The sequence below is a fragment of the SAR202 cluster bacterium genome, from assembly GCA_016872355.1.
Taxonomy (GTDB): domain Bacteria; phylum Chloroflexota; class Dehalococcoidia; order Lucifugimonadales; family VGZY01; genus VGZY01.
On sequence record VGZY01000023.1, the window covers coordinates 1 to 19,980 of the forward strand.

The 19,980-nt window shown below is 63.9% G+C and carries 22 protein-coding genes and 2 tRNA genes; 15 read left to right on the top strand and 9 right to left on the bottom strand.

The features are described from left to right. Positions 1 to 515: 515 nt before the first annotated feature. Together FJ319_06820 and FJ319_06825 are read right to left on the bottom strand one after the other, a co-directional pair. Positions 516 to 1,073 (bottom strand): riboflavin biosynthesis protein RibD, encoded by a 558-nt coding sequence (locus tag FJ319_06820; protein ID MBM3934000.1) that lies wholly within the window; start codon positions 1,071 to 1,073, stop codon positions 516 to 518. Positions 1,074 to 1,103: 30 nt separating this feature from the next. Continuing rightward, positions 1,104 to 2,369, bottom strand: coding sequence for an amidohydrolase family protein (locus tag FJ319_06825; protein ID MBM3934001.1), 1,266 nt, complete (start codon positions 2,367 to 2,369; stop codon positions 1,104 to 1,106). Positions 2,370 to 2,545: 176 nt separating this feature from the next. Here FJ319_06825 and FJ319_06830 point away from each other — a divergent pair, with 176 nt between their 5' ends. Beyond that, positions 2,546 to 3,307: a hypothetical protein gene (locus tag FJ319_06830; GenBank protein MBM3934002.1), complete on the top strand. Its 762-nt coding sequence runs from the start codon at positions 2,546 to 2,548 to the stop codon at positions 3,305 to 3,307. Between the two features lie 88 nt (positions 3,308 to 3,395). After that, complete coding sequence (locus FJ319_06835) at positions 3,396 to 4,139, top strand: hypothetical protein (GenBank protein MBM3934003.1); 744 nt, start codon at positions 3,396 to 3,398, stop codon at positions 4,137 to 4,139. Positions 4,140 to 4,150: 11 nt separating this feature from the next. Here FJ319_06835 and FJ319_06840 read toward each other — a convergent pair whose 3' ends face one another. The 4 genes from FJ319_06840 to FJ319_06855 all read right to left on the bottom strand — a co-directional run bounded on the left by FJ319_06840 (position 4,151) and on the right by FJ319_06855 (position 7,488). After that, positions 4,151 to 5,464: an amidohydrolase family protein gene (locus FJ319_06840; protein MBM3934004.1), complete on the bottom strand. Its 1,314-nt coding sequence runs from the start codon at positions 5,462 to 5,464 to the stop codon at positions 4,151 to 4,153. Positions 5,465 to 5,479: 15 nt separating this feature from the next. Next, a complete protein-coding gene (locus tag FJ319_06845) occupies positions 5,480 to 6,139 on the bottom strand; it encodes a hypothetical protein (GenBank protein ID MBM3934005.1) in 660 nt (219 codons plus the stop codon). A 58-nt stretch (positions 6,140 to 6,197) separates the two neighbouring features. Then, positions 6,198 to 6,521 (bottom strand): MerR family transcriptional regulator, encoded by a 324-nt coding sequence (locus tag FJ319_06850; GenBank protein ID MBM3934006.1) that lies wholly within the window; start codon positions 6,519 to 6,521, stop codon positions 6,198 to 6,200. Positions 6,522 to 6,603: 82 nt separating this feature from the next. After that, the gene (locus FJ319_06855; GenBank protein MBM3934007.1) at positions 6,604 to 7,488 is read right to left on the bottom strand and encodes a J domain-containing protein; all 885 of its coding nucleotides are present in this window, start codon (positions 7,486 to 7,488) and stop codon (positions 6,604 to 6,606) included. A gap of 314 nt (positions 7,489 to 7,802) precedes the next feature. Here FJ319_06855 and FJ319_06860 point away from each other — a divergent pair, with 314 nt between their 5' ends. Beyond that, entirely contained in the window at positions 7,803 to 8,300 is a 498-nt protein-coding gene (locus tag FJ319_06860) for an Hsp20/alpha crystallin family protein (protein MBM3934008.1), read from the top strand. A 113-nt stretch (positions 8,301 to 8,413) separates the two neighbouring features. On the opposite strand, the gene FJ319_06865 is transcribed toward FJ319_06860, so the two are convergent. Next, positions 8,414 to 8,773 carry a hypothetical protein gene (locus tag FJ319_06865; protein ID MBM3934009.1) on the bottom strand — a complete coding sequence of 120 codons (360 nt, stop codon included), beginning with the start codon at positions 8,771 to 8,773 and terminating at the stop codon, positions 8,414 to 8,416. 178 nt (positions 8,774 to 8,951) lie between these two features. Between FJ319_06865 and FJ319_06870 the strand changes: the two genes are divergently transcribed. The 6 genes from FJ319_06870 to FJ319_06895 all read left to right on the top strand — a co-directional run bounded on the left by FJ319_06870 (position 8,952) and on the right by FJ319_06895 (position 13,022). Beyond that, positions 8,952 to 9,518 (top strand): cob(I)yrinic acid a,c-diamide adenosyltransferase, encoded by a 567-nt coding sequence (locus FJ319_06870; protein MBM3934010.1) that lies wholly within the window; start codon positions 8,952 to 8,954, stop codon positions 9,516 to 9,518. Between the two features lie 90 nt (positions 9,519 to 9,608). Then, positions 9,609 to 10,226, top strand: coding sequence for an imidazole glycerol phosphate synthase subunit HisH (gene hisH / locus FJ319_06875; protein MBM3934011.1), 618 nt, complete (start codon positions 9,609 to 9,611; stop codon positions 10,224 to 10,226). A gap of 11 nt (positions 10,227 to 10,237) precedes the next feature. After that, positions 10,238 to 10,969: a 1-(5-phosphoribosyl)-5-[(5-phosphoribosylamino)methylideneamino]imidazole-4-carboxamide isomerase gene (gene hisA, locus FJ319_06880; GenBank protein ID MBM3934012.1), complete on the top strand. Its 732-nt coding sequence runs from the start codon at positions 10,238 to 10,240 to the stop codon at positions 10,967 to 10,969. Positions 10,970 to 11,043: 74 nt separating this feature from the next. Continuing rightward, positions 11,044 to 11,565: a methyltransferase domain-containing protein gene (locus FJ319_06885; GenBank protein ID MBM3934013.1), complete on the top strand. Its 522-nt coding sequence runs from the start codon at positions 11,044 to 11,046 to the stop codon at positions 11,563 to 11,565. A gap of 1 nt (position 11,566) precedes the next feature. After that, entirely contained in the window at positions 11,567 to 12,391 is an 825-nt protein-coding gene (gene hisF, locus FJ319_06890) for an imidazole glycerol phosphate synthase subunit HisF (protein ID MBM3934014.1), read from the top strand. Next, positions 12,270 to 13,022, top strand: a complete 753-nt coding sequence (locus tag FJ319_06895; protein MBM3934015.1) for a bifunctional phosphoribosyl-AMP cyclohydrolase/phosphoribosyl-ATP diphosphatase HisIE — start codon at positions 12,270 to 12,272, stop codon at positions 13,020 to 13,022. Before hisF ends, FJ319_06895 begins: the two co-directional genes overlap by 122 nt. Positions 13,023 to 13,350: 328 nt before the next feature. Here FJ319_06895 and FJ319_06900 read toward each other — a convergent pair. Both FJ319_06900 and FJ319_06905 read right to left on the bottom strand, forming a co-directional pair. After that, positions 13,351 to 13,444, bottom strand: a tRNA-Ser gene (locus FJ319_06900). Positions 13,445 to 13,454: 10 nt separating this feature from the next. After that, positions 13,455 to 13,544 (bottom strand) — tRNA-Ser (locus FJ319_06905). Between the two features lie 148 nt (positions 13,545 to 13,692). On the opposite strand from FJ319_06905, the gene FJ319_06910 reads away from it, so the two are divergent. From FJ319_06910 to FJ319_06935, 6 genes are all read left to right on the top strand, one after another. Then, positions 13,693 to 14,784, top strand: a complete 1,092-nt coding sequence (locus FJ319_06910; GenBank protein ID MBM3934016.1) for a mandelate racemase/muconate lactonizing enzyme family protein — start codon at positions 13,693 to 13,695, stop codon at positions 14,782 to 14,784. A 35-nt stretch (positions 14,785 to 14,819) separates the two neighbouring features. Continuing rightward, positions 14,820 to 15,656 (top strand): sulfurtransferase, encoded by an 837-nt coding sequence (locus FJ319_06915; protein MBM3934017.1) that lies wholly within the window; start codon positions 14,820 to 14,822, stop codon positions 15,654 to 15,656. A 15-nt stretch (positions 15,657 to 15,671) separates the two neighbouring features. Beyond that, the gene (locus tag FJ319_06920; GenBank protein ID MBM3934018.1) at positions 15,672 to 16,049 is read left to right on the top strand and encodes a DUF4260 family protein; all 378 of its coding nucleotides are present in this window, start codon (positions 15,672 to 15,674) and stop codon (positions 16,047 to 16,049) included. A gap of 124 nt (positions 16,050 to 16,173) precedes the next feature. After that, on the top strand, positions 16,174 to 16,854 hold the full coding sequence (locus tag FJ319_06925; GenBank protein MBM3934019.1) for a response regulator transcription factor: 681 nt from the start codon (positions 16,174 to 16,176) through the stop codon (positions 16,852 to 16,854). Between the two features lie 68 nt (positions 16,855 to 16,922). Further along, complete coding sequence (lipB, locus tag FJ319_06930; protein MBM3934020.1) at positions 16,923 to 17,618, top strand: lipoyl(octanoyl) transferase LipB; 696 nt, start codon at positions 16,923 to 16,925, stop codon at positions 17,616 to 17,618. Continuing rightward, complete coding sequence (locus FJ319_06935; GenBank protein MBM3934021.1) at positions 17,615 to 19,948, top strand: penicillin acylase family protein; 2,334 nt, start codon at positions 17,615 to 17,617, stop codon at positions 19,946 to 19,948. The genes lipB and FJ319_06935 overlap by 4 nt, the downstream gene beginning before the upstream one ends. Positions 19,949 to 19,980: the final 32 nt, after the last annotated feature.

A 19,980-nucleotide genomic window follows, 5' to 3' on the forward strand; every position in this document is an offset into this window, starting at 1 on the left:
CTTCGAAACATGCCTGACGGCGGATGCCGGGGCTAAAAATTCGCCCGAACATGACATCAATTTGAAGAGGCTCGTCCAAAACCCTCTCCTCCCGAGGTAACGCAAAGGTCTCCCGAGGGAGAGGCCTTTGCGGCTCTGCGCAAAGGGTGAGGGCTACGGCTGTTCCGTCCTCCTCACAAACCGGGCACATCGGTTACACATAGCCCAACCACCCTCGTTGCCACCTCCCCATCGGCAAGCGCCACATCCGCAACCGCACCCACAGCACCGACCACGTCGCCATCTGCTTCTTCAACGCGGGCTCGCTTCCCGACCCGGAAGGCGTCCTCCACGCCGCCGGCGCGTCGCTGCGCTACATCATGCTGCAGTCGTGGGGCGCAAAGGAGCAGGCGACGGTGCGGCGGTATGTGATGCCGCGGTGGTAGGGACTAATTAGGCAAGGATATGATATACGCCGATGTCCGTTGGCAGGGAGAGAGGAGGGGTCATCTGCTGCAACACGGGCGCTAATACCCCTACCTCACCACCCTGTACCTGAGGTGTGTCCTTGCGCCCGTGACCTCAACCACCGCCAGCCTCTCCAGGCGTATCTCCGCCGCCAGCCCATCGAACATTCGCAGGCCGCCGCCGAGTAGCACGGGCATGACGTCGATGTGCAGCTCGTCCGCGAGGCGTGCCAGCAGCGCCTGCCGCGCCACGCTCGCGCCGGCGATGATCGTCACGTCCTTGTCCCCAGCCGCCGCCTTCGCCTGCCGGACCGCGCTCTCGATCCCGTCCGTCACGAACGTGAACGACAGATCCCCCGTCGTGCGCGGCAACGGGCTGGGCGGCTTGTGCGTGAGGACGAATATCGGCGCCTGGTATTCGTAGTTGTCGTTGTACCACTCCGGGTGCGGCGACATCCCGAACGTGTTCCGGCCCATGACCGCCGCGCCGGTATTTCGGATGGACTCCTTCATGGGCTCGCTCGCCTGCAGCATTTCGAAGTCCGTGTACAGAGCATCCACGCTCCCGTTGCGGTCGTTGATGTACCCGTCGACCGACATCGTCGTCCCGAGGACTACCTTTCCCATGCTACCTCCCAGGTGAGTGTATTCCGTCCCCTACACGTAATTGCCCCTGTCCACTTCCTCTCCGGCAAGGAACACCTCCCGCACCTTGCTGAGGTCGCGAATGTCCTTCGAAGGGTCGCCGTCGACGACGATCATGTCCGCCAGCTTGCCCGGCTTCAGCGTGCCCAGCCTGTCGTCTATCCAGCAGGAGCGCGCGGAGTCGCTCGTCGAGGCGACTATCGCCTCCATCGGCGTCATCCCGGCGTCCACGTAGGAGTCCGGCTCGAGCTGGAAAGACCCCATCGGGTAGCTGGACCACGACGAGTCGGAGCCGGCCACCATGCGCACACCGGCCTGGCGCATCTTCGCGAAGTGCTCCTTCTTGATGTTGTGGTTCCGCCACCCCTCCTGCCGCTCCGCCTCCTGCGCCGGGGTGAGACGGCCCGCCGCCGCCTTCTCGTCCATTATCCAGAGCTTGTTGCGGCCCTGGTGCATCGTGGGGTTCACAAATACGCCCTGCCGTGCTATTCGCTCAGATATCTCAGGCCTGTACTTCCAGGCGCCGTCCGCCTCGCGGTGATACGCGTGGATGATCGTATCCACGCCGCCCTCGAGCGCGTTGACCATGCCCTGCGACGCCGCGCAGTGGGCCGCCACATGCTTGCCGAACTTGTGCGCCTCCTCCACAATCGCCCGGATCTCCTCCATGTTGAAAGAGGGCCGCGTTGGGAGCGACGTCCCCGTGCTCCCGCCCGTCGCCGTGATCTTGATAAAGTCGACTCCCTCCTTAACAAGCTGCCGCACCGCGGCGCGGCATTCGTCCACCCCAGTCGCCTCGGTGCCAAAGTAGCCCAGGTGCCCGCCGATGATCGCGATGGGCCTGCCGGCCAGCACCATGCGCGGCCCCACGGTGACGCCCATCTCCACCGCCTTGCGGAGCATCAGCGTCGTCTGGTTCTTCGCGCCGCAGTCGCGCACGGTCGTCACGCCGGAATAGAGGTGCACTCGCGCGTTCTTTGCCGATTGCAGGGTCAGCACCTCGTCGGACAGCGTGTTGAGCTGGTCGCCCGTGCGTCCGTCGCCGAAGCCGTTCAGGTGCACGTGACAGTCGATGAGGCCGGAGACCACCGTCTTGTCCTCGAAGACGTGTTCCTCCACCTGCGCGCCATCGGGAGCGGTGACCGACTCCCACGTCCCCACGGCGCGCACCCTGTCGCCCTCCAGCAGCACCGCGCCGCGCTCCAGGGGCGGCGCGCCCGTACCGTCGATAAGCCGGGCGGCCTTGATGAGCTTGAAGGCGACGTTTCGTGTGGACATCCGGGGCTCCTGTGCAACGCGTAATTATGGGTAAGCATGATACCCATGCTGCGAATGGCCCGCAATCTCGTCTCCGGCAACACGGTGCCGTATAATACGCCCACACGACCACACGAGTTACGATATTCGTCGATACCGGTGTCAACAGGCCCAGTTTCTTTGTGGAGGCGCTCGTGATGCTTCGCGATATCACCTCATTCCGAAGGATTGCCTCTCTTTTCGCACTCGCGGTCCTGGCCGCGACCGCCGTTGCTTGCGGCGCGCGCGAGGACCCATTCATCCAGAACCGCGGCCTGCCGACGCCCACTTCGCCACCCGTCGTCGGCGCCGTCAACACGCCGGGCGCGAACCAGCTCCTCGCAGAGTCTGTCGCTGTAGTGCGGCTAGCGCAGTGGAACGACAAGCGCGTCCAGTTCGAGAACGCCCTGGCCGGGTACATTATGGTCTGGGGTTACGACTACCGCGTCGATATCGTCAATGGGGAGCCCAACGACTACCAGGCGGGCCTTGCCGGCAACGTCGTGGACGTAGTGATGGAAGCGGACGAGAAGTGGGTCTCGGAAAACGGCGCGGCCGCGAAGGACCTGGGCCCCTTCTCCTCCGTGCAGAACGGCACCCGCATCGCCATGGTGTCCGGGATGGAGACCAGGTACGCGGACCGCGCCACGTTCCTTTCGAAGGTGTCCCCCAGCGAGGACAAGATCGTAGAAATCTCCGGCACTATCTCCGCCGGCCGCATCGGCATCAAGCCGGAGGTCGCCGCGATGGTTTACCTCAAGAACAACGAAGCCGAATGGACGCCGTGGGTGCCGGCCGAGATCGCCGGCAAGGTCAAGCAGGCGATGGCCGACGGCAAGACCAGCCTGGTGAACCGCATCTGCATTCCCAGCGGCGCGAACGGCGTGGGGACGGGCTCTGTTTCCAGCCTGTGTAACTAGCGGGCAATCGGCCCCAGGAAATCAGGTCCGCCGCGGGAGGCGGCGACCCGCTTTTGAGTGGCGGGGAAAGATGATCAAGGGACAGTCATTGACCAGCGCCGCAGCGCTCCTCACCCTTGCCGCAGCGGCCGCAATCGCGGTCGCCTGCGCCCCGAGATCGGACCCACTCGTCGTAAACCGCGGCCTGCCGACCCCCACATCGCCCCCCGTGGTCGGCGCCATTTCCACGCCCGGGGCGAACCAGCTCCTGGCTGAGGCCGTCGGCGTCGTCCGGCTCGCGCAGTGGGACGACAAGCGCATCCAGTTCGTGAACGCCCTTGCGGGGTATATCCTCGTGTGGGGGTATGACTACCGCGTGGACATCGTCACGGGTGAGCCGGCAGACTACCAGACCGGACTGGGCAGCAACACGGTGGACCTTGTGCTGGAGGCGGACGAGGAGTGGCTCTCCGGGAACAGCGCCACGGCGAAAGACCTGGGGGCGTTCTCGGCGGTGCAGAACGGAACGCGAATCGCGATCGTAAATGGGATGGAGACGCAATACGCGGACCTTACCGCGTTCCTGACGAAGGTCTCACCGCCGGAGGAGAAGATCGTCGAGCTTTCCAGCACCATTTCCGCCGGCCGAACGGGGATCAAGCCGGAGGTGGCGGCGATAATGTACCTAAAGTCCAACGAGAGCGAGTGGACGCAGTGGGTGACGCCGCAGGCCGTCGCAAAGGTGAAACAGGCAATCGAGGACGGCAAGACCAGCCTGGTGAATCGCATCTGCATACCGACCGGCGCGAACGGAGTAGGCACCGGCGGCGGCCAGTCAGGACTGTGCAACTAGGCGCGTCGGTACTACCAGCCTGAGTCCGGCGGGGGGACCTGCCGCTGGGCCGCGACGGACTCCTCGGAGCCCCGGTTCACGCGGCCGCCCGCCAGGAACACGTCCCTCACCTTCCACAGGTCGCGGATATCCTTCGTGGGATCGCCGTCGATGACCACCAGGTCCGCCTCCTTGCCCGCCTCCAGCGTGCCGGTGACTCCATCCACCCCAAGCGCCTGCGCCGCCCAGCCGGTGATCGACTGCACGCCCTGCGCCGCGGAGTAGCCGGACATCGTGAGGCACTCCGTCTCGTACGGAGTGTTGCCGAGCTGGTAGTCGCCCCAGGACGAGTCCGAGCCTGTAATGAGCCTCGCGCCCATCTCGATCATGCGGCCGCAGTCCTTTATGCGCACGTCAAAGTAGCGGCGGTCCTGGTCCAGCCTCGCCTGCTCGTCCGGGGTCATCGCTCCAAGCTGCGCCTTCTTGTTCAGCAGCGACCATATGCGCGCCCTGAAGACGTGGAGGGTGGGATTGACGACGGCCCCCGCCTTGACGATGCGCTCCACAACCTCAGGCCGGAACTTGTTTGTGCCGTCCGTCTCGTTGAAGACGCAATGGATGATCATGTCCACGTTCGCGTCAAGCGAGTTCACTATCCCCTGGGTGGAAAGGCAGTGCGTGGCGGTGAGCTTCCCGAACTTGTGCGCCTCGTCCGTGATGGCAAGCAGCTCGTCCACGTTGAATGAGGGGAGCAGCCTGAAGGAGGTCTTCGTGCTCCCGCCGGTGGCGGTGATCTTGATGTAGTCCGCGCCCTCTTTGATAAGCTGGCAGGTATACGCCCGCGCTTCGTTCGGTCCGGTAACCTCGCCGCCGAAGTAGCCCATGTGCCCGCCGATGATCGCCACGGCGCGGCCGCACAGCACCATGCGCGGCGCCTGCGTCACCCCGGCGTTCACGGAGTCGCGCAGGCGGAACATCGTCATGTTCTTCGGCCCGTTCTCGCGCAGCGTCGTTACGCCGGTGAACAGCGCCCGCCTGGTATTGCGGGCGGCCTGCAGCGTGAGCACTTCGTCGGGGTAAAAGGCCAGCTCGTCGCCGGGTCGGCCGTCGCCCCAGCCGTTGTTGTGGGTGTGGCAATCGATCATTCCGGGCATGAGGGTCATCCCGGGGTAATCGAGGACTTCGGCCTTCGCCCCATCGGGGGCAACGACATCCCGCTCGCGGCCGACTGCGACGAGTTTCGAGCCCTTGATGAGCGCCGCCCCGCGGTCGATCGAGGGGCCGCCGCGGCCGTCCACCAGCTTCCCGGCCCGAACCAGCGTGAATTGGGCTGCGTTGGTTGCCAAGAGCTCCTCCGGTAGCTACTTCGTGCGCTTGTCGCCGTTGCCGTCCGACTGCTTCGGCCCCGGAGCGTTGCCGTTCGCGCCCTTTGCATCATCGGCGCCGCCGGCCGACTCCGTCGTGGAGGCCTCAGGGGATGGCAGCGCACTCGGGTCGCCGGGGGCAGACGCGGCTTCGGAGCCCGTACCGGAGGCCGACCCACCCTCCGCCCCGGCCTTCGCCTTCGCTTTGGCGATGAGGTCCATAAAGTGGCCCTCTACGTCCAGCGAGGCCGGCAGGTACATCAAGCTGGCGCGCGCGCCGCTGTCCAGCCTGACTTCTACGTGCTGGTAGCCCAGGTATTTGCCGAACATGCCAGGTCGCGACTTCACTTCCTTGACGCGCTCCATGGGTATCTGGTACCTGCGCGTGCTCAGTATGCCGCCACGCTGGTAGATCATAAGCTCCGGCGTGAGCGCATAGGCAGTCCGCCGCCACTGGAAGAACTTTGGAACGAGGATCATTATCGAGACGACGGCGAACAGGACGGCGAAGACCTCGGGGTTGAACATGACCATTACGATCAGGATGACCAGGAGGGGCATGGAGGACCAGAGCCACGCATACTGGATCTGGGTAAGTACCACGGAGCCGGGAGGGAGATCGTCCCACTTCCCGGTGGGCTTGGCAGGGGTAACCATCGATCACCGCTTTCTATCTATGTCGTGCGCACAGTATACAGTGGTGAAGGTGTGGCTTCTACCGAATTACTCCACTGACAATAGCAGTGAGCCTGGCGTTCTCCTCGGCAAGGCGCGCTGCCTCCGCCTCGGTCTCCTGGAGGCGGTCGAGCAGCTTCATGACCACCTCTACGCCGGCAAGGTTAACGCCCAGGTCGTCCATCAGCTCGCGAATGCGGCGTACGCGCTCCACCTCGCGGCGCGAGTAGACACGCTGGTTTCCGGAAGTGCGCTGCGGCTCCAGCAGGCCTAGCCGCTCGTAGTACCTGAGAGTCTGGGTCTGCACGCCGAGGATACGGGCGGCCACGCTTATTACGAAGCATGGCTCGTCGTAGCCAAGTATCTCTTCTCTTTCACGGATCGTCATATCTCACCTCGAAGGTCTGCATCATCATTTGCTGTAGAGACGACCCTCCGGGGCGTCTCTACCTCTTGACGGAGCGGAGCTCCTTGAGCTTCCGGACCAGGTCCAGCTCCTCTTCGGTTAGTGTGCGCGGCATAGCGGGCCGAACGACGAAGTACATGTCACCCTTCGTTTCGGGCGCGCCCAGCTTCGGCATGCCCTTCCCGGAAAGCCTTATCCTCTGCCCGTTCTGGCTCTGCGGCGCAACCTTGAGGTGGATGCGGCCCGTGAGCGTTTGCACCTCTGTCTCGCAGCCCAGGATCACGTCCTCCATCGGCAGGTCGAGGTCCGCCGATAGATCATCGCCGGTCCGCGTGAAGCGCGCATGCGGCAGCACCTTCACCTTCAAGTTCACCTGCTGCCCGGCGGGGGTTACCTTGACGATAGACCCTGTATCAACCCCGGCAGGAATACTCACTTCCACTTTAGTCTCCCTCGGGCCGAGGGTTACCGTGAGCATCAGCTTCGTTCCGCTGAACGCCTCCTCCAGGGTGATCTCGACATTTGTTTCGGCGGGATCAACCTGCACCGGCCGCGTGCGGAACCTCCGGCCAGCCTGCGGGCCGTACCCGCCGAGGATGTCCGCGATGTCCGAGTACGGCGCGTTCCCGGATGCGCCGGGCCGCCGGACCCCGAACGGCGAGCCCGCAGCGCTGTAGGCGGACCGCTGGGCCTCGATCTCGTCGGCGTGCTTCCACTGCTCCCCGTACTTGTCGTACTTCTTCCGCTTCTCCGCGTCCGAGAGCACCTCGTAAGCCTCGTTCACTTTCTTGAACTTTGCCTCCGCATCCTTATCGTTCGGAGCGATGTCCGGATGGTACTTGCGGGCCAGCCGGCGGAACGCCGCGCGAATCTCTTTGTCGTCAGCGGTCCGGGGAACGCCAAGTTCCTCGTAGTAGTCAGCCATGTTTAACCCCTCTATACCTTAAGTGATTGCCTTAAAAAGGCTATCCAAAAGCGCAGCAGGTACGCTCCAGCGCCCAAGGGATGTCATGGCTCCGCAGTATATATACTTGGCCGAAAATTGGCTATGCCCGTGCCCGAAAGCCGTATTTCCGGCGCAGGCTATGCCATACAGACGACTATAGTTGTAGTATTTATTATAAGTCTCTTGACAAGCACGAAGTAGTAATACTAATAGATCTCTTGGATTAAGAATGCGGATGCAAGGTAACCCCGTCACCCGCATGACTCAAGAATCAGCACTGTGGAGGTAGAGACATGGTGATGCAGCGATTCGATCCGATCTCCGAGCTCCGGCGGATGGACGACACGATCAACCGCCTCTGGCGAGGTCGGCATACCGGCGAATTGAGCGACGGTGGAGAGGCCTGGGCCGTGCCGATGGACGTATATCAGGAGGGCGACAACATCGTAGTGAAGGCTTCTCTCCCGGGCGTAGAGCCTGAGAAGGTGCAGATCACGCTTGAGGACGGCATTATGACCCTCAAGGCCGAGACTGGGCAGGAGCAGGAGAGGCAGGAGGGAGGGTACCTGATGCGGGAGCGCCGCAGCGGCTCGTTCTACCGCGCGCTCAGGCTCCCGGACACGGTGGACACCGACAGGGCGGAAACGACCTATGAGAACGGCGTCCTGACGGTCCACTTACCCAAGCAGGAGTCCAAGAAGGCCAAAACGCTGCAGATCAACGCCAGGGGGCAGCGCACCTCGCCGAATATGACGAGCGGCAATTCCAAGGGCGGGGAATCGACGCGGTAAGTCCGCCGGCTCGGCCTCGTCCAGGGCCGAGCAATTGTAAATAGCAGCGCCCGCGGTTAGCGCGGTCAACGAGATGCCCACCCGGATTCCGGGTGGGCATCTCGTTTTTATGGCTATTTGCGATTCGAGATCCTGAAGATGTGGCCTTCGGGGTCCTTGCTGTCGAAGAACTCGCCGTCCTTGGTCTTCTTGATCTCCCCAACCTTCACGCCACGGCGGATAAGCTCCTCGCGGGTTGCGTTCAGGTCCTCGGCGTAGAACATCAGCTGGATGAAGTTGGAGGCCTGCTCCATCATCCCGGATGCCTGCTCCAGCGCCAGCCGCACGTTGCCGGCATTGAACTCGATCCACTCGGGAGGGGGAATCTTCAGGTTGAAGATCGGCTTGAGCTCAAGCACATCGCGGTAGAAGGCCGTAACCTCTTCGATGTTGTTGACCAGCAACACAACTCGTCGCATCTGCCAGGTAAGCACGTCGCTCTCCTAACCGCCCTGCTGGGCCGAGAGAATTGTTTCGCCGGTGTGAATGATACACGCGGCGGGCACAGTGGGCTAGTGGCTGGCGGCGTCCGTTTGAAAGAAAGGCGACGGGCAACCGGCGGCAGGCTGCTATAATCTTTGGACATTCAAGGCAGGCCGCCGGAGAGACCGAATGCGCATCTACACCAAGAAGGGCGATAGCGGCGAGACGGGGCTTCTATTCGGGGGCCGCGTCTCCAAGGCCGACCCGAGGACGGACTCGTACGGGTCGGTGGATACCGCCATTTCGGCAATGGGCATGGCGCGGGCGCTCTGCGCGGACCCGTGGGTGAAGGAGACGCTGCTCAGGACCCAGCACGAGATGTTCACCGTTGCCACAGAGCTGGCCACCAGCCCGGACCATTACGACCTGCTCAAAGAGCGCTTCTCGGTAGTTACCGCCCAGATGGTTGAGGGCCTCGAAAAGGCAATCGATGAGATTGCCGCCCAGGTCACGATGCCGAAGTCGTTCATCGTTCCCGGCGCATCCGCGGGTTCCGGGGCGCTGGACCTGGCGCGGGCGCTGGTGCGCGAGGCGGAGCGCAGGGTGGTGGCGCTGAGCGAGGCCGGGCAGGTGCAGAACCCGGAGGTACTGCGCTATTTGAACAGGCTGTCCGACCTCCTGTTCATGCTCGCCCGTTTAGAGGACAGAGACCTACCGTTCGAGATAACAACGGGCGAGATGAGGAAGCAGGGGTAAGGGTTCCGAGGCCGTACGGGCCCCGATTCATCGGGGTCTCCCCTTGAACCGGTAGAGGAACAACATAACTGTGATACGATATTCGTAGCTATGAAACCCCTTATCGCCATTGTGGACTATAACGCCGGCAACCTGCGGAGCGTGCAAAAGGCGCTCGAACTGGTGGGCGCGCGAACGAAGATAACGAGCGACGCCACCGACCTGGCGACAGCGAGGGGGGTTGTCTTCCCCGGGCAGGGCGCGAACGACCCCGCGATGCGGCAGCTCAAGACCCGTTCCCTGGTGGACCCCATTAAAGATGTCATACACAGCGGCAAGCCGTTTCTCGGCGTATGCCTGGGCCTCCAGCTATTGCTGGAATCGTCGGAGGAGGGCATCGTGCCGGCCCTTGGCATAATGCAGGGGACGGTCAAGCGACTCCCTCAGGGACTGAAGGTCCCCCACATAGGCTGGAACAACGTCAGCTTCAAGCGCCAGCACCCCGTATTCGAGGGAGTGCCGGACAACTCCTACTTCTACTTTGTTCACTCCTACTACGCCGACCCCGAAAGCCGGGGTATGGTGACCGGGACAACCACCTACGGCGTGGAGTTCTGCAGCGCCGCGGCGCGCGGCAGCATGGCCGCCGTGCAGTTCCACCCGGAGAAGAGCGGCAAGGTGGGCCTCAAGATTTACGAAAACTTCGTCCGCATTGTCGCGGAGTCCTGAAAGCAGGCGGCATGGAAGTCATTCCCGCGATAGACCTGAAGGGCGGCAAGTGCGTTCGGCTGTTTCAGGGTGACTACGGCAAGGAGACCGTGTACTCGGAGTCTCCCGTAGCCATGGCGCGGCAGTGGGTCGCCGCAGGCGCGTCCCGGCTGCACGTGGTGGACCTTGACGGCGCAAAGGCCGGGGAGCCGGTAAACACTGCCGTGATCAAGGAGATCACATTGGCCGTCGGCGTCCCCGTCCAGGTGGGCGGCGGCATCCGCAACCTGGCGGCCGCCCGGGAGCTGACCGGCGCAGGGGTCGAGCGCCTCCTGATCGGCACGGCTGCCGTCGAGACGAATATCTTTATCGAGCACCTGTGCACAGAGCTTGGGCCGGACGCCGTCGCAGTGAGCCTGGACGCGAAGAACGGCGTCGTCATGGTAAACGGCTGGACGGAGAGCAGCTCCGTGAAGGCGAGCGAACTGCTTGCCCGCATCTCTGGGGCCGGCCTGAAACGCTTCATTTATACGGACGTGACCCGCGACGGCACACTTACCGAGCCTAACTACGGCGCAATTGAAGCGCTCCTGAGGCAAACGCGGCTGAGGATGATAGTAGCCGGCGGCGTATCATCCATCCAGCACCTTCTGAAACTCTCGGAGCTGGGTGTTGAAGGCGCGATCATCGGCAAGGCGATCTACACGGGAGATATTGACCTGGCCGCGGCCGTGAAAACGGTCGGCGGCCTGCGCAAAGGGTAAGATTCGGGTGGCGCCGGCGGGCGCACCGTGCTACAAATTGTATAGATGTAATTGACAATCAAGAGGTCTCTAAATTGGCAGTCAAACTGGACACGCACAGGCTTATCTCTCTTATCCCCATCATGCCGTACCACAAGGTGGCCGATATCGGCGTCGGCACGAGTGGGCTAACCCCTACCCTGGCCAAGTATCTCTTCGACGGCAAGGTATTCGCTGTAGACACCAACGACGAACGCCTCAAGCCCTCTCGCGACTACGTCGAGAAGATCAAGCTGCGGAATGTGCAGCACCTAGTGTACAAACCGGGCGACAAGCTCTCCCTGGATGACGCGTCGCTTGACGGGGCCGTCATGGTGCTCTCTCTGGGCAAGTCCAGCGATCCCGACGCCCTGCTTGAAGAGACAAAGCGCGTTCTCAAGAAGGGCGGGTGGCTGGTTATCCTCGGACAGCGGCGGGCATCGAATGTAAACGGCGCCGAGGCGGAACAGTTCGTATCGGAAGATGACGCCATCTCCAAGGCCCGCTCCGCCGGGTACCGCGTGAGGGAGCAGAAGGCGTTCTCGGACACCTACTACATGCTGATGCTCAGGAAATAGAATGCTCACGAAGCGCTTAATCCCCTGCCTGGACGTGGACAAGGGCCGCGTAGTAAAGGGCGTCAGCTTTGTGGATATCCGCGACGCCGGCGATCCTGCCACGCTCGCCGAGCTCTACGACCGCGAAGGCGCGGACGAGCTGGTCTTTCTGGATATCACAGCGAGCTCGGATGCCCGCGACACCATGGTCGAGGTGGTGAAGCAGGTCTCCGAGAAGGTGTTCATCCCCCTTACCGTGGGCGGCGGCATCCGGTCCATCGAGGACGCGCGCCGCATGCTGGACGCGGGTGCGGACAAGGTCTCGCTCAACACCGCCGCGATCAACAACCAGCACCTAGTTTCGGACGCTTCGAAATTCTTCGGCGCGCAATGCATCGTCGTCGCCATCGACTTCAAGCGCATCTCCGGCGATACCGGCGGGCGCGAGCCAGTGAACGGCGACAGGTCGCTCTCGCTCGATGCCGGGTCGAAGTGGGAAGTCTATACGCACGGCGGCCGCAAACCTGTCGGGATAGACGCCCTCAAGTGGGCTCAGCGCGCGGCTTACCTGGGCGCAGGCGAACTGCTCATCACCAGCATGGACGCCGACGGGCAGAAGACGGGGTACGACCTGGAGTACACCCGCGCGGTCTCGGAGTCGGTATCCATCCCTGTGATCGCCAGCGGCGGCGCCGGGACGCTCGACCACTTCCGCCAGGCGCTGGATGACGGTAAGGCGGACGCCGTGCTCGCCGCGAGCGTCTTCCACTTCGGCACGTTCAGAATCAGGGACGCCAAGGACTACCTGGCGCAACACGGCGTCCCGGTCCGACCGATCCTCGACTAGGACTCAGGGGAATCTTATGATCAAACTCGATGCGCAGGGGCTCATCCCCGCAGTCGTGCAGGATGACAAGACCGGCGAGGTGCTGGTTATGGCATACATGAGCCCTGCTGCCCTCAAGAAGACGCTTGAAGGCCCGGACGTATGGTTCTACAGCCGCAGCCGCGGTGAGCTCTGGCACAAGGGCGACACGTCCGGTAACTACCTCAAGGTCAAGTCCGTCTCCGCCGATTGCGATGGCGATACACTCCTGGTCCGCGCCGACCCCGAAGGCCCTACGTGCCATACCGGCAACCGCACGTGCTTCTTCAACCCGCTTGACGACATGCCGGAGGCTACGCACGTCGAAAGCGGCGCCGGGGTCCTGGACGAGCTATACGCCGTCATCCAGGACCGCAAGGTCACGATGCCCGAGAAGAGCTACACTACGCGCCTTTTCAAGGAAGGCGTGGACCGCATTGCCCAGAAGGTCATCGAGGAGGCAGGCGAGTCCGCCATCGCCGCGGTGCGTGGAAAGAACGACGAGCTGGCCGGGGAAGTCGCCGACCTGCTCTATCACACGCTGGTGATGCTGGCTGCCACGGGCGTCCGGCCGGAAGAGGTGTGGGCGAGGCTCCGCGAGAGGCGGAAGTAAGTCTGATCGGCCCAATTGAAAAAGAGGGTGCGCAGGCTATTGACATGCTTAATTATTCATGTAAGCCTATACAGGTGTCTGTGAGATGAGTCAGTGGTATTAGTCTGCCTTGAGTATCATGGCCCATTGACTCCAGATGTAAGAATCTAAAGGAGGATAGGCCTTGATTACGATCGAGCTTGGTCACAAGCAGCCCGCCGCGAAGCCCGCTGCAAAGCCCGGTTCCGGCAAGCCCGCCAAGCCCGCCAAGTAAGGCGAGCCCCGGCTTAAGGCTGTACAAAAACGAGAAGGACCCCAACGCTGGGGTCCTTCTCGTTTTGTTGCTACCTGGCGGAGAGGGCGGGATTCGAACCCGCGGTTACGGTTTAAGCCGCAACACACGATTTCCAGTCGTGCCTATTCGACCGCTCTAGCACCTCTCCAGGCGGGTGATGGCGGAGAGAATGGGATTCGAACCCATGATGGAGTTGCCCCCATACCAGTTTTCGAGACTGGCGCCTTCAACCGCTCGGCCATCTCTCCGTCTGCATGGCTGGAAAAAGCCCGCAAAGAGGATTATAGCATACCTGCAGCCGTAGCTGAAAAGCCCGGGATTTGACCACGGCTATGGGCGGGAATATACTGCAAACCGTTGCCTCGCATCCTTAACGCACCCCAACTGGAGCCCCGGATGAAGATCCTTGACGTTACGACCACCACCCTCTTCTACCCTGAGCCGGCGACCCCTTCCCGCCCGGCCGGCAAAGGCCGCTCACAGCTATTTGTTCACGTCAAGACGGACGCCGGAATTGAGGGTCTGGGGCTCGGACAGGCATTCCCAGGGGTGCGACAGATCGTTGAGAGCGACATCAAGAGGGTGCTTCTCGACCAGGACCCATCCAACACCGAGCGGCTATGGGCGGAGATGCACAGGGCGGTGCTCTCCCACGGTCGTAAGGGCGCCTCAATGTGTGCCCTTTCCGCCGTGGACATCGCTTTGTGGGACCTCAAGGCGAAGGCGCTCGGCCTGCCGCTGTTCCAACTGCTCGGGGCCTATTCGGACTCCGTTGAGCTTTATGGCAGCGGCGGCGGATCGAACCTTCCGGTTGCGGAGCTCACGCGGGAAATGAAAGCATGGACGGACCGCGGCGCGCGGCGGCTCAAGATGAAGGTGGCAAAGGACAACGGCCGCGCCGAGCGCGAGGACATCGAACGGGTCGCCGCCGTGCGGGAGGCCGTCGGCTGGAACGTCGCCCTTTACGTCGACGCGCTGGGCGCTTACTCCACCAAGCAGGCCGTCTACATGGCCCGCGAGTTCGAGGAGTACCAGGTAGGCTGGATTGAAGAGCCCGTGCAGCCGGAGGACTTCTCCGGGCTGTCGCAGGTCGCCGGCGCAACGGACATTCCCATTGCTGCCGGGGAGAATGAATACAATCTCTCCGGCCTGCGCGAGCTCCTCACGGTGGGCGGGGTCGACATTCTGCAGCCGGACGCACGTCGCATGGGGGGCGTAACTGAGTGGATGAAGGCTGCCCACCTGGCGCACGCCTTCAACACGCCCGTAGCTCCGCACGCCGGGCAGCTACTGCACATCCACCTTGGCTGCGCGGTGCCCAACTTCAAGGCCGTGGAGGCGCGGGAAAACGAGCTGGAGGCCGACATAGCCTGGTACAAGGATGTGCCGAAGCCCAGGAACGACCGCTGGGCGCCGTTCCCGGACCGGCCGGGACTTGGGCTGGAGCTCAACCCCTACGCCGTGGAAAAGTGGTCCGTGGCAGGCTAGCAACGCAGGCCAGACCCCATAATCAGGAGCCGATCGTGACGCAATCCAACCGCAATAACACCCCGCTCGTCAGCACCCAGTGGGTTGCCGAGCACCTGAACGACCCTAACGTCATAATCGTTGAGCTTAACACCGACCTGGCTGCCGGGTATAACCAGGCCCACATCCCCGGCGCCGCCGGCTGGGACGTCCACGTGGACATTGAGGACCAGCTGAGGCGGGACGTGCCGAATATCGCCCAGTTCGAGCAGCTCATGGGCCGCTCCGGCATCGATAATGCCACAACCGTGGTGCTCTACGGCGACGGCAGGAACAGATCTGCGACGTGGGCGTTCTGGGTGCTCAAGTACTACAGCCACTCAGACGTGCGCCTGATGAACGGCGGCCGAGACAAGTGGCTCGCGGACGGCCTGCCGACGACCACGGACCTGCCGGCCCGCCCAGCGCGCGTCTACAGGGCAGGCGCGCCTGACAGGAGCCTGAGGGCAATGCGGGACTACGTACTCCAGAACCTGGGCAACCCATCCTTCAAGCTCCTGGACACCCGCACAACGGAGGAGTTCAACGGGCAATCGCGTCCCGGACATTCGGAGTCCGATATCTATCGCAAGGGGCGCATTCCCGGCGCCTTGCACGTCCCATGGGACGAGGCAGTTGGCGAGGACGGCGGCTTCAAACCCCTGGAAGAGCTGCGCAGCCTCTACGCTGGATTTTTGCCGAAACAGGAGATCATCTCGTACTGCCGGCTCGGCATCCGCGCCTCATATAGCTGGTTCGTGCTGTCACAACTCCTCGGCTACCCGCGCGTGAGGGTCTACGACGGCTCCTGGACGGAGTGGGGCAACTCCTCCGGCGTCCCCATCGAGCGGTGAACGGGCGCCAGTGACATCAGGAACGCGACGAGGAGGCAGGGCGTGGTCAAAGCGGTTCTTCAGCTGGAGGGCGCGGCGGTCTGCCTGGCCGCCACCCTGGCCTACTTTCTCGCCGTAGACGGCGGCCCAATTCTCTTCGCCGCCCTTATCCTCGCCCCTGACCTGTCCATGGTCAGCTTTCTTAAGAGTAGCCGCCTGGGCACCGTTACCTACAACCTTGGCCACAACTACCTCCTCGCCGGCTCTGTCGCGGGGACCGGTCTATTGCTGGACAGCAGCGTCACAGTTTCCATTGGCCTGATTCTGGCGGCCCACATTGGCATGGACCGCGCGCTGTCTTACGGGCTGAAATACCCTACCGGCTTCAAACACACGCACATGCAAAGGGTGTAGCAGCCCTGTAAAACGGGACAGGCCATGTCCGGTCCACGGGTCGACGGCCGCCCAGGCGTTTTTATTCTCGGACGCCGCTCAGGCTTCTGATATACTCTGCTTTTTACCGAACTCCGAGGCACCGATGACTTCACGGCCCTCATACATGGCCCGCAACCAGAGTTCGCAGCCCGCCTACCTCGCCGCCCTTGAAGAGCATGGGATCGCCGCGCTCGTCGTCGCCGGCAAAGAGGACCTGGACGCGCTGAAGGCTGACGACCCCCAGGACGTTGTCCTTATCGATGCCGAGGCGATGCCTCGCGCGGAGCTGAAGGCCTGCGCCCGCCGCTGCGCCCAGCTCGAGGTCCCCGCCATCGCCATGGTGCCCGAAAGGATGGTCGCGTCACTCGACACCGCCCTTGAGGTCAAGGACTTCATCGTGAGCCCGCCCAGGCCCGAGGAGATGGTCAAGCGCGTCCTCAGGGCCACGGACAGGCCGAAGCCGGAGTCCGGCGGCGAGACAATCAAGGTCGGCGACCTCATAATCAACCCCACCAACTACGAGGTCAGCCTCCGCGGCCGCAGCGTCAACCTCCGATTCAAGGAATACGAGCTGCTGCACCTCATGGCCACCAACCCCGGCCGCGTCTTCACCCGCGAGATGCTCCTGGAGCGCATCTGGGGCTACGACTACCTGGGCGGCACACGCACGGTGGACGTACACGTCCGCCGACTCCGCAGCAAGATTGAGGACGCGGACAACCCCCTCATCGAGACCGTCTGGAACGTGGGCTACCGCTTCAAGGATGCCAGGCGCGCCACCTGAAGCGCGCCCGGCCGCTGGTCTGCTAAGATGAATTCCACGTCCCCTTTTGAGTATTCGGAGCGACTGAGATGCAGACCCTCCCCGCCATCCCGATGGGCGTCACCCCCTACGCCGAGGCATGGGACCTCCAGAGGCGGCTGCACGCCCGCGTCGTCGAGGGAACGCTGCCGGGCGCAATGCTGCTGCTCCAGCACCCGCACGTCTTCACCATCGGCCGCAGGGGTAAGCCGTTCCACGTCCTTGCAAACGAGGCGCAGCTCCGAGAGCTCGGCGTGGAGGTGCACGAGATCGACCGCGGCGGCGAGGTCACCTACCACGGCCCCGGCCAGCTCGTCGGCTACCCAATCATCGACGTCCGCAAGGCCGGCGGCCCGCTCACGTACGTCCGCTCGCTGGAGCAGGCGATAATCGCCACGCTGGCAGACTTCGGCATCGCCGCGGAGAGCGCGGGCGGCCCCACGGGCGTGTGGGTGGGCGAGGCCAAGATCGCCGCCATCGGCGTAAAGGTCGGGCGCGGCGTCTCCACGCACGGCTTCGCCCTCAACGTAACCACGGTCCTCTCCTACTTCAGCCACATCGTCCCCTGCGGCATGCCGGACGCCCCCGTGACCTCCATTGCCTCCCTCAAGCCGCGATTCGGCACGATGGACGCGGTTATTTCCTCCTTCTGCCGCCGATTCGGCGAGGTCGCCGGCTACGACATCGAGTTCACCACGCTCGACGCTATAGAGCCGCGCAGCGCCGCCCTGGACGCCGCGGGATGAACGTGGCCCGCCTGCTATTCCGGGCGGCGCTGGGCACACGCCTGCCGGTGACGTCCGGCGCAATCTCCGTATCCGGCCTGAGCGGCGAGGTCCGCGTGCGCCGCGACAGCTACGGCATTCCCTACATTGAGGCAGAGACCGATGACGACGCCTGGTACGGCGTCGGCTTCTGCCAGGGGCAAGACCGGGCGTTCAAGCTGGAGGGGCTGCTGCGCGTCGCCAACGGCACACTCTCGGATATGGTGGGCCCGCAGGGGCTGCCCGTAGACCGCCTCTCCCGCCGCATCGGCTTCCGCCGCAGCGCGGCCGCCCAGCTCGCCGCCTTCTCGCCGGAGGTGCGCTCGAAGGTCGCCGCATTCGCCCGCGGCGTCACCGACGGCGCGCGCCTGGGGGCAAAGAGGCCGGCGCACGAGTTCGCGCTGGTCCGCTCCCTACCCTCTCCGTTCGCGGCGGAGGATATCGTCGCCATCTATCTTCTCCAGTGCTTCGCCCTCGCGGCAAACTGGGACCTGGAGCTCGCGCGCCTTCGCATACTCAAGGAGGACGGCCCGGAAGCGCTCCTTGCGCTGGACCCGGCCTACCCCGCCGACCACCCGGTAACATCGCCCCCCGGCGCGGTCGCCGGCGAGACGATAGGCAGACTTGAGGCCGATCTCAAAGCATACGCCGAGCTCGTCGGCACGGGCGGCGCGTCCAACAACTGGGCTATCTCCCCTGCTCGCACGTCCTCCGGCGAGGCCGTGCTGGCCAACGATCCCCACCTGCTGCCGGTGCTACCCCCGCACTGGTACCTGGCGCACGTCCGAACTCCCAGGTGGGCCATGTGCGGCGCGCTCCTCACGGGCCTCCCAGTCTTCGCCATCGGCCACAACGGACACGTGGCCTGGGGCGTGACGCTGGGGCTGGCGGACAACACGGACCTGTTCATTGAGGAGGTGGGGCCGGACGGCGCAAGCGTCCGCGAAGGCGACCGCTTCGCACCGTGCCGGGTCGCGCGGGAGACCATCATGGTGAAGGGCCAGGCCGAGGTGCTTGAAGAGGTGCTGATCACCCCTCGCGGCCCCGTGGTGGGACCGGCGATTATGCCGGATGCCGGCGCGCTGTCCCTGAAGGCGTTGTGGCTCCAGGCCGCCCCGGTCAACGGCTTTCTCGGCGCTCACCAGGCCCGGACAGCGCGCGAGTTCAGGGAGCTATTCCGGGACTGGCCGCACCTCTCGTTAAACGTCGTGTTCGCCGATGACAAGGGCGCAATCGGTTGGCAGCTCGCGGGGGCTGTTCCGGCGCGCCGCAAGGGGCACGGCACAATGCCCCAGGCGGGGTGGGACGCGGGCGCGGGGTGGGAAAGCGACCCGGTGGACTTCGACCGCATGCCGTACCTCCTGGACCCGCCGGAGGGCTTTGTAGCCACTGCAAACAACCAGCCGCAGCCCTCGGCCGCTGAGCCCTTTCTCGGCATCGACTGGATTGAGGGATACCGGATCGCCCGCATCCGGCAAATACTGGAGTCGCGCACAGGGTGGGATGTAAGTGCGGCCATGCAGGCGCAGATGGACCGCGTTTCGTTACCATGGGGCGAAATCAAGGAGCACGTTCTCGCCGCGCCGGTATCCACCCCGCGTGCCAGGAGGGCGGTATCTGTCCTGCGAACATGGGACGGCGTGGTCTCTGCAGACTCCCCGGGTGCGGCAGTATTCGAATTGTTCCTGGCGGAGATGACGGCCCGGACGGCGACGGCAAAGGCGCCCCGGACATGGAAGCGCGCGCTGGGAAAGGGCGATTCCGCCGTTGTCCCATGGTCGATCTTCTCCGCGCGGCGCGTCGGCCACCTTGCGAAGCTCCTGAAAACGCAGCCGACCGGCTGGTTCGACCGCACGTGGCCCCAGGAGGTCGCCGAGGCGCTCGAGGCAGTGACCGTCCGTCTGGAGGCGACGCATGGGCCGGACCCCTCCGGCTGGGCGTGGGGCCGCGTTCGCCGCCTGACGCTGCGGCACCCGGTGGGCGAACGGGCTGGCCTGGGGCGCGTCTTCAACCTGGGGCCGTTCCCTATACCCGGTGACACCAACACGGTCGCCCAGGCGGCCGTCGACCCTATAGACCCTGCCGCCAACCCGATCGTTGTCCCATCGCTAAGAATGGCCGTGGAGGTGGGCAACTGGGAGAGTTGCCGCTTCTCCATGCCGGGCGGCCAGTCCGGGAATCCCCTCTCCCCGCACTACTCGGACCTGCTCGAATTCTGGAAAAAAGGGGAGGGCGTTCCCATAGCGTGGTCGCCGGAAAATATCGACAGGGCGGCGAAATCTACGCTGGTGCTGTCCCCGGAGGCGTCCTGAGCGTTACATCTATGGCGAATGGTGTCCTGAAT

Excerpts from the sequence above, each read along its gene's own strand:
- FJ319_06820 (MBM3934000.1), bottom strand. The coding sequence starts at position 1,073 with ATGGGAAAGGTAGTCCTCGGGACGACGATGTCGGTCGACGGGTACATC.
- FJ319_06825 (MBM3934001.1), bottom strand. The coding sequence starts at position 2,369 with ATGTCCACACGAAACGTCGCCTTCAAGCTCATCAAGGCCGCCCGGCTT.
- FJ319_06830 (MBM3934002.1), top strand. The coding sequence starts at position 2,546 with ATGCTTCGCGATATCACCTCATTCCGAAGGATTGCCTCTCTTTTCGCA.
- FJ319_06845 (MBM3934005.1), bottom strand. The coding sequence starts at position 6,139 with ATGGTTACCCCTGCCAAGCCCACCGGGAAGTGGGACGATCTCCCTCCC.
- FJ319_06855 (MBM3934007.1), bottom strand. The coding sequence starts at position 7,488 with ATGGCTGACTACTACGAGGAACTTGGCGTTCCCCGGACCGCTGACGAC.
- FJ319_06860 (MBM3934008.1), top strand. The coding sequence starts at position 7,803 with ATGGTGATGCAGCGATTCGATCCGATCTCCGAGCTCCGGCGGATGGAC.
- FJ319_06870 (MBM3934010.1), top strand. The coding sequence starts at position 8,952 with ATGCGCATCTACACCAAGAAGGGCGATAGCGGCGAGACGGGGCTTCTA.
- hisH (MBM3934011.1), top strand. The coding sequence starts at position 9,609 with ATGAAACCCCTTATCGCCATTGTGGACTATAACGCCGGCAACCTGCGG.
- hisA (MBM3934012.1), top strand. The coding sequence starts at position 10,238 with ATGGAAGTCATTCCCGCGATAGACCTGAAGGGCGGCAAGTGCGTTCGG.
- hisF (MBM3934014.1), top strand. The coding sequence starts at position 11,567 with ATGCTCACGAAGCGCTTAATCCCCTGCCTGGACGTGGACAAGGGCCGC.
- FJ319_06895 (MBM3934015.1), top strand. The coding sequence starts at position 12,270 with ATGACGGTAAGGCGGACGCCGTGCTCGCCGCGAGCGTCTTCCACTTCG.
- FJ319_06910 (MBM3934016.1), top strand. The coding sequence starts at position 13,693 with ATGAAGATCCTTGACGTTACGACCACCACCCTCTTCTACCCTGAGCCG.
- FJ319_06925 (MBM3934019.1), top strand. The coding sequence starts at position 16,174 with ATGACTTCACGGCCCTCATACATGGCCCGCAACCAGAGTTCGCAGCCC.
- lipB (MBM3934020.1), top strand. The coding sequence starts at position 16,923 with ATGCAGACCCTCCCCGCCATCCCGATGGGCGTCACCCCCTACGCCGAG.
- FJ319_06935 (MBM3934021.1), top strand. The coding sequence starts at position 17,615 with ATGAACGTGGCCCGCCTGCTATTCCGGGCGGCGCTGGGCACACGCCTG.